This window comes from Spirulina subsalsa CS-330 (genome assembly GCF_028330765.1).
Classification (GTDB): Bacteria; Cyanobacteriota; Cyanobacteriia; order Cyanobacteriales; family Spirulinaceae; genus Spirulina; species Spirulina subsalsa_A.
This window is the reverse complement of the sequence record NZ_JAQMTY010000133.1, coordinates 1-6897: the sequence shown is the minus strand read 5'-3', so window position 1 is coordinate 6897 and position 6897 is coordinate 1. Positions and strand designations below refer to the sequence as shown.

Genomic DNA, 6897 nt, shown 5'->3' with positions numbered 1-6897 from the left:
GGCTGGATCGACTTTGCCACCTGGGACGATCGCATCGAAAAATTTCGCATTCCCGCCCAGCATTATCGCGGCCTCGTGGAAACCCTCCAGGGCGATCAGGTGGAGTTTGTCGATGAGGCCAAGGCATTTTTTCCCCTCGACCTCAACGCTAATTTTCAAAAAACCCCCTATCCCCACCAAGCCGAAGCCCTCCAAGCCTGGAAAAAGTCCGAGCGGCAAGGGGTTGTGGTTCTCCCCACGGCAGCGGGTAAAACCTTTCTGGCTCAATTGGCGATCGCTTCCACCCCCCGCTCCACCCTGATCGTTGTCCCCACCCTGGACTTGATGCATCAATGGTATGCCGAACTAGAGGCGGCCTTTCCGGGGGTGGAGTTGGGGCTGTTGGGGGGTGGCTCGAAGGATCGCACCGCGATTTTGGTGGCCACCTATAACAGTGCGGCGATCCAGGCGGAAACCTTGGGGAATCTCTACGGGCTGCTGATTTTTGATGAATGCCACCATTTGCCGACGGATTTTTTTCGGGTGATTGCTGAATATGCGATCGCCCCCTATCGCCTCGGCCTCAGTGCCACCCCCGAACGCGCCGATGATTCCCACCAGGAGCTAGACCACCTGATCGGCCCGATTATTTACCGCAAAGCCCCCGATGATCTGTCCGGCAAGACCCTCGCCGACCATGAAGTGCGGCAAATCAAAGTAAGCCTGTCCGATGAGGAGCGCGATCGCTACGACGACGCAATCCAAACCCGCAACCAATTTTTACAAGACTCGCGGATCTTTCTCGGCAGTTTAGAGGGTTGGCAGGAATTCGTGCGGGCTTCGGCGCGATCGGCCGCCGGTCGTCGGGCCATGCTCGCCCACCGGGAGGCAAAAGCGATCGCCAATGGCACCGATAGCAAACTGCGCACCCTCGCTGACCTGATCGCCACCCATTACCCCGCCCGGATCTTAATCTTCACCAACGACAACGCCACGGTTTACCGCATCTCCCGCGAGTTTTTAATTCCCGCCCTCACCCACCAAACCCCGGTAAAAGAACGCCATCACATCCTCCAGAAATTCCGCAGCGGTGATTATGGTGTGATCGCCGCCTCCCATGTCCTTAACGAAGGGGTTGATGTGCCCGATGCCCAGATCGCGATCATCCTCTCCGGCACAGGTTCAACGCGGGAATATGTGCAACGTCTCGGCCGCGTCTTACGCAAAGGCAACAGCCCCGATAAACTCGCCATCCTCTACGAAGTGATCGCCACCGACACCAGCGAAGAACGCACCTCTGAACGCCGCCGCAGCACCCCCCAACCCGCCGCCGCCCAACTCGAACTCCTGCCCCGTTACGGCACGGGCCGCCCCACCCCCAAAGCTGCCGAATCCACCCCACCCGACTATGATGTTTAGGCAGAGGCGGGGAGTATCCAGGAGAGTATCAATATGTTGAGGGATACTCCATTCAGGTCATCAGTCAAGATACTCTAACACTATGGGGTTTTATCCATGCGCAACTTGTTATCCAACCCCATATTGCTGCCGATGTAGGGCGATCGCTAGTGAGTAAATCAAAGATCATGCTGGCAATGCGATCGCATGATGGTCTTTTGTTCCGAACATCTGCAATCACGCCAGACTGGTTTTTTCGACACCCAATTGTCATGATTCCTGCCCAACCCCTTCCCAATGAAGCGGAGCGACTCAAAGAACTGCTACGCTATGACATTCTAGACACGCCCGAAGAACAGGATTTTAATGATCTCGTGGATTTGGCAGCGCAAGTGTGCGGTGCTGAGATTTCTTTAATTTCGCTGGTGGATGATCACCGGCAATGGTTTAAAGCGCGCCATGGCATTGATGCCTGTGAAACCCCGAAAGATCAAGCCTTCTGTGCCCATGCCATCCAGGGCGATGACATTCTGGAGGTTCCCAATGCCACCCAGGATGAACGCTTTTTTGATAATCCCTTAGTGACCCATGGCCCAGAAATTCGCTTCTATGCGGGCCAACCTCTTTATGCGGCTTCGGGCCATAAATTTGGCACGCTTTGTGTGATCGATCGCTACCCTCGCCAACTGACACCGCTCCAACGTCAAGCCCTCAAAGTCTTAGCCCACCAAGTCGAACGACAACTCGAACTCCGCCTCCGGCAGCGACACCTAGAAGAAAGCCTCACGCTGATCCAAGAACAAAAGCAGACCTTAGAATCGCTCAATACGTTAAAAGATCAGACCTTGGCGCTGCTGTCCCATGATTTGCGCAGCCCCCTCGCGTCGTTAGAATCAATTCTCGATCTGTTTCAGAATGGCCTCAGTGCTGAAGACGTGAACACCTTGATGCAGCAAATCCGCCCTGAATTAGAACAAGGTGTTGCCCATCTCAACCATGTGCTGCAATGGGCAGAGGATCAAATGCGGGGGGCAGATGTGGATTTATGTGCTTGTCCCCTGGCCGAGATTACGGCGGCGAGCTTGGCGTGGGTACGGCAGAATGCCCAACGGAAAGGGGTTGATTTGGTCTGTGAATTACACACGACGCATTCTGTGTGGGGGGATGGGGAATTATTGGAAATTGTGTTGCGGAATTTGTTGAGTAATGCGATTAAGTTTTCTCGGCAGGGCGATCGCGTCACGGTGTTTGCCGTCGAGCACGAATCTCAGATTCGCCTGGGGGTTAAGGATGAAGGGATGGGGATGACGGCGGAGGAACTGCAAAAAGTTCACTGTATTTCGACTCGCTTTTCCAAACGGGGCACGCAGCAGGAAAAAGGCATGGGGCTGGGGCTGATTCTCTGTCAGTCCTATTTAAGCCAGATGAAAAGTCAGTTAATCATTACCAGTGAACCCCATCGGGGTAGTGAATTTTCGTTTTTACTCGATGGTGTTCCGTTCCCGCCCCATGACCATAGTGCCGGCTGTCAGGACTGTCGCGACTGCAATCCTGTGCTGCGCCCCCACACTGATGTAGCGGTGTCCTCTCAGTAAATTAGGAGGGTATTGATGGGACAGCATCTCTATCGCTTGGCGATCGCACCGACGCAGCAGCACGGCGATCGCATTCACCTCACCCCAGACCAACAGCATTATCTCTATCGGGTGCTGCGGTTGACGGCGGGCGATCGCTGCATTGTGATTAACGGCAGGGGCAAAGCCTGGATCGCCGCCCTGGCCGAGGATTGGGCCACCTTGCTCGATCCCCTCGAACTCGGCACAGAACTACCCCACCCCCTAACCCTGATCGTGGCACTGCCGAAGGGGAGCGGCTTTGAAGACATCATCCGGAGCGGAACGGAATTAGGCGTGAGTCGATTTCAGCCGGTGATCAGCGATCGCACCCTTCTAAAACCCAGTCCCCAAAAACTCACCCGTTGGCAACGCATCGCCCAAGAAGCCGCCGAACAATCCGAGCGGGCGATCGTGCCCGTCGTCCATGACCCGCTCCCCTTCCGCGACAGTTTAGACCCAGGAACCCAAACCACAGCCTTGATCGCCCTCGCTCGTGGTGATTCCCCCCCTCTCACGACGGTTCTCGACTCCCTACCCCGATCCGGTACTGAACTGGCGATCGCCACGGGCCCCGAAGGCGGTTGGACTCCCGAAGAACAGGCAGCAGCGATCGCCGCTGGGTTTCGTCCCGTTTCCTTGGGGCGGCGCATTTTACGGGCGGTCACGGCTCCCGTGGCGGCGGCGGCGACGATTGCCGCCTGGCAAGAGCAAAACCGGGTTCATCCTGTTCCGTCTGGGGAGGATTCACAATGTTGATTTTTTTGGATACGGAATTCACCGGCCTCCATCAACAGACAACGCTGATCAGTCTCGGCCTCGTGGCGGACTGCGATCGCACCTTTTACGCCGAATTTAACGACTACGACCCCCACCAACTCAACCCCTGGCTAGAGGCGAATGTGATGCCCCATCTATCGTTTTCCGATTGTGAGCGTCATATCCCAACATTGGGCGATCGCCACCACCGCATGAAAAGCGATCGCGCCACCATCGCCCAAACCCTCCGCACTTGGTTCGCCCAATTCCACCGCATCGAACTCTGGGCCGACTGTCCCGCCTACGATTGGGTCTTATTTTGCGAACTGTTCGGCGGTTCCCAACAACTCCCCCCCGGCCTGCACTATAACCCCTACGATCTCGCAACTCTATTTCACTGCGCGGGCTTGGATGCGACGTGCGATCGTGCCCAATTCGCCGGACTCTCCACCCTCACCCTCCACAACGCCCTCGACGATGCCAAACTCGCCCAAGCCTGCTACCACAAACTCCAATCACGACGAATTTACCCCCAAAAAATTGATACCGGGGGCAAGTGAGAACTATTCTTGAGATGTATGAATCGGTTTTTTTGCGGTTGAGTTTGTGAATTTAAAGGGCAAGACCTATGGTTTAGCAACGCTGCATGAGGAGCAGTTGATCAAGTTGTATGATCAAAGAATTTTGACCAGTCCAACGCACTTTTTAAGTCGTGATGGCGGTTAATTAATTCAGCATCTGGTCGTATTGATTGTGACTACCAATCCAGACCCAGATAAAATCCGAGCCATCTTGAACAGCGAGGGTGCGGTAATTCAGTCCGATGTGGGCTGACCAATATTTGCCGACTTTTTTGAATTGTAGTGAAGGATGATTCAGATCGCGCTTTAATAGGCTGAAGTTTTTTCGGGCTATTTTTTGGATGTCGGGAGGAAGTTGGTAGAAGCGTTGCCAAAATTGGGGTGTTGTGCGATGTACCTATAAATCTTCCAGGGTTCCTGTTTTTTTGGCATCCATTGCTTCTGCAAAAAGAAAGTCAAGTTTGCCGCTGTTGCTATCGGCTTCAATTTGTTGATCCCATTGTTGCCAATCTTGGGCGATTAGCCATTCTCGCAGGTAGGCAATGTCTTGGGGGGGGAGGGCGTTGATTTCAGCTTGGATCTGTTCTAGGGTGAGGGCCATGGGGATTGCATTGAATTGGTGTTTGTATTGTACCCATTGAGTTTGTTGAAGGGGAGAGGTGGTAGGGGGTGCAAGGGAGGGCGCAAGCGTTGCGCCCCTACAAGCACATCGTAGGGGCGCAACGTTTGCGCCCTTGGGTTTTGGGTTAGGATGGGGGGATGTTTTTTTGGGGAGGGGGCTATGTGTTGGCCGTTTGGGAAGAAGAAGCAACTTCTCAATCGTTTTGGATTGGATCATGCTGTGGGGGATGCCAGCCTGCTTGATGCCAAATTTGTCTGGTTTCGCGAATGTTGCGATCGCCCTGATAACGTTCATCATTGAGATCGAGTCGTTGGCAGGTTGCGCGTCCTGTGGGTGTTGTTCCGATAATTCGGAGCGTATCTTTTGACCAGATAAAATGGTCTGACCATTGTTGTGTGCGTGGGTTAAAAATTGGGGTGATCAAGTTGGTTTTTTGATCGCTACCGACGGTAAAGTTATAGCGTCTCTGGTTACAACGACGGCAAGCTAATGCTAGGTTATCTAGCTGATCAGAACCACCGAGTGATCGCGGCTGAATGTGATCGATGGTGAAACGAGATGCGCTGATTCGTTCGGGTGAGTGACAATATTCACAGTAATAGTTTGCCCGTTTTCGGACTCGTTGGCGAACAAGATCATTGAGGGGCATGGTTAGCGATGAGCAGGGAGTTGAGATAGGTAAATAAGCGATCTAGTTCGCCAATGGCATCGAGTTCGGTTTGTTCGTCTTCGGTTAATGTTGTGGTGGCGTTTTTGTCGAGGAGTTCTTCGAGGCGGTTTTGTAAGGGTTCGGTAAATTTGAAAAACCGGAGATTGTCTTGGGTTTCGACGGTGATCCCGGTTTCGATGAGGTTAGGAGGGTTGATCAGGACTTGCATCGGCTGGCTGTGAGTGGGTGTTTCTATTGTATCCATTGGGTTTGTTGAAGGGGAGAGGCGGTATGCGGGGGGTGCAAGGGAGGGCGCAAGCGTTGCGCCCCTACGATGTGCTTGTAGGGGCGCAATGCTTGCGCCCTTGGGGTTTTGGGTTAGGATAGGGGGATGTTTTTTTGGGGAGGGGGCTATGGTTTGGCCGTTTAGGAAGAAGAAACAGTCGGAGCTGGTGGAGCCGCAAGGCCCGGATTTTGAGGGGGCGTTGCGTTCTGTGGCGGTGTTTGTGATCGAGGGGCAGCGGTTGCGGGGGTGTCGGGTGACGGTGGAGGCGTTGGTGGACTGGGTGCGGGGGAGATAGCAAATTAATGAATTATGCTGTGGAGTTTAGACCGCGTGCATTAAAAGATTTGCAAGGATTAACGCGAACCAATCAGGAACGGATTCTGGTTAAAATCGAGCAATTAAGGGTGGATTTACAAGGAGATGTCAAACGGCTAAAAAATTTCTCACCGGCTTATCGTTTACGAGTTGGCAATTACCGCATTTTATTTGAGGTTGAAGCAGATTCGATTATTGTTTATCGCGTTAAACATCGCAGCCAAGCGTATTCTTAAGGAATTTCAAGGAGTCAATAACTATGGTTCAGTTACATCCACAATTTTTACCGAAAGATGGGCGCACGGAATATGTAGTTTTGCCCTATGAGGAGTTTTTGGCTTTACAGGAATTACTCGCTGATGTGGAAGATTGGGAAGATTTACAATTGGCTAAGGCGGAAGATGAGGGTTCGCCTCGTTTAACCTTGGAACAGGTTAAACAGGAATTGGGTTTGTTAGGGTAACTTAAAATTTTGGAGGGGGCTATGTGTTGGCCGTTTGGGAAGAAGAAAAAACGGAAGGCTGAACCGCAGGGGCCGGATTTTGTAAGGGCGTTGCGATCGGTGGCGGGGTTTGTGATTGGGGGGCAGCGGGGTGATGCGGCGTTGCAGCGGTTGCCAGGGTGTCGAGTGACGGTGGCGGCGTTGGTGGATTGGTTGCAGGCGGGGCAGGGGCGTGAGGTGTTGCGGTTGGCGG

12 protein-coding genes are annotated in these 6897 nt (G+C 53.4%); 8 read left to right on the top strand and 4 right to left on the bottom strand.

Features of this window, described 5'->3' with window-relative positions:
* The 4 genes from PN477_RS08890 to PN477_RS08875 all read left to right on the top strand — a co-directional run.
* The coding region (locus PN477_RS08890; RefSeq protein WP_272118863.1) for a DEAD/DEAH box helicase family protein at positions 1 to 1398 on the top strand (1398 nt) is incomplete at its 5' end.
* 251 nt (positions 1399 to 1649) lie between these two features.
* Positions 1650 to 2972 carry a GAF domain-containing sensor histidine kinase gene (locus tag PN477_RS08885; RefSeq protein ID WP_272118861.1) on the top strand — a complete coding sequence of 441 codons (1323 nt, stop codon included), beginning with the start codon at positions 1650 to 1652 and terminating at the stop codon, positions 2970 to 2972.
* A 15-nt stretch (positions 2973 to 2987) separates the two neighbouring features.
* A complete protein-coding gene (locus PN477_RS08880; protein ID WP_272118859.1) occupies positions 2988 to 3749 on the top strand; it encodes a 16S rRNA (uracil(1498)-N(3))-methyltransferase in 762 nt (253 codons plus the stop codon).
* Positions 3743 to 4309, top strand: a complete 567-nt coding sequence (locus PN477_RS08875) for a 3'-5' exoribonuclease domain-containing protein (protein WP_272118857.1) — start codon at positions 3743 to 3745, stop codon at positions 4307 to 4309. Before PN477_RS08880 ends, PN477_RS08875 begins: the two co-directional genes overlap by 7 nt.
* A gap of 166 nt (positions 4310 to 4475) precedes the next feature.
* Here the strand turns inward: PN477_RS08875 and PN477_RS20990 are convergent, their stop codons facing one another.
* From PN477_RS20990 to PN477_RS08860, 4 genes are all read right to left on the bottom strand, one after another.
* Positions 4476 to 4664 (bottom strand): ParE family toxin-like protein, encoded by a 189-nt coding sequence (locus PN477_RS20990; protein ID WP_420377942.1) that lies wholly within the window; start codon positions 4662 to 4664, stop codon positions 4476 to 4478.
* 63 nt (positions 4665 to 4727) lie between these two features.
* Positions 4728 to 4931 (bottom strand): hypothetical protein, encoded by a 204-nt coding sequence (locus PN477_RS08870; RefSeq protein WP_272118855.1) that lies wholly within the window; start codon positions 4929 to 4931, stop codon positions 4728 to 4730.
* Positions 4932 to 5145: 214 nt separating this feature from the next.
* A complete protein-coding gene (locus PN477_RS08865) occupies positions 5146 to 5601 on the bottom strand; it encodes an HNH endonuclease (RefSeq protein ID WP_272147181.1) in 456 nt (151 codons plus the stop codon).
* The gene (locus PN477_RS08860) at positions 5588 to 5866 is read right to left on the bottom strand and encodes a hypothetical protein (protein ID WP_272118854.1); all 279 of its coding nucleotides are present in this window, start codon (positions 5864 to 5866) and stop codon (positions 5588 to 5590) included. Before PN477_RS08860 ends, PN477_RS08865 begins: the two co-directional genes overlap by 14 nt.
* 148 nt (positions 5867 to 6014) lie before the next feature.
* Here PN477_RS08860 and PN477_RS08855 point away from each other — a divergent pair, with 148 nt between their 5' ends.
* The 4 genes from PN477_RS08855 to PN477_RS08840 all read left to right on the top strand — a co-directional run.
* Positions 6015 to 6182 (top strand): hypothetical protein, encoded by a 168-nt coding sequence (locus tag PN477_RS08855; protein ID WP_272147178.1) that lies wholly within the window; start codon positions 6015 to 6017, stop codon positions 6180 to 6182.
* A gap of 7 nt (positions 6183 to 6189) precedes the next feature.
* Positions 6190 to 6438: a type II toxin-antitoxin system RelE family toxin gene (locus PN477_RS08850; protein ID WP_272147176.1), complete on the top strand. Its 249-nt coding sequence runs from the start codon at positions 6190 to 6192 to the stop codon at positions 6436 to 6438.
* Between the two features lie 23 nt (positions 6439 to 6461).
* On the top strand, positions 6462 to 6665 hold the full coding sequence (locus PN477_RS08845; RefSeq protein WP_272147174.1) for a hypothetical protein: 204 nt from the start codon (positions 6462 to 6464) through the stop codon (positions 6663 to 6665).
* 21 nt (positions 6666 to 6686) lie between these two features.
* Positions 6687 to 6897 (top strand): hypothetical protein (locus PN477_RS08840; RefSeq protein WP_272147171.1); only part of this gene is annotated, 211 nt, incomplete at its 3' end.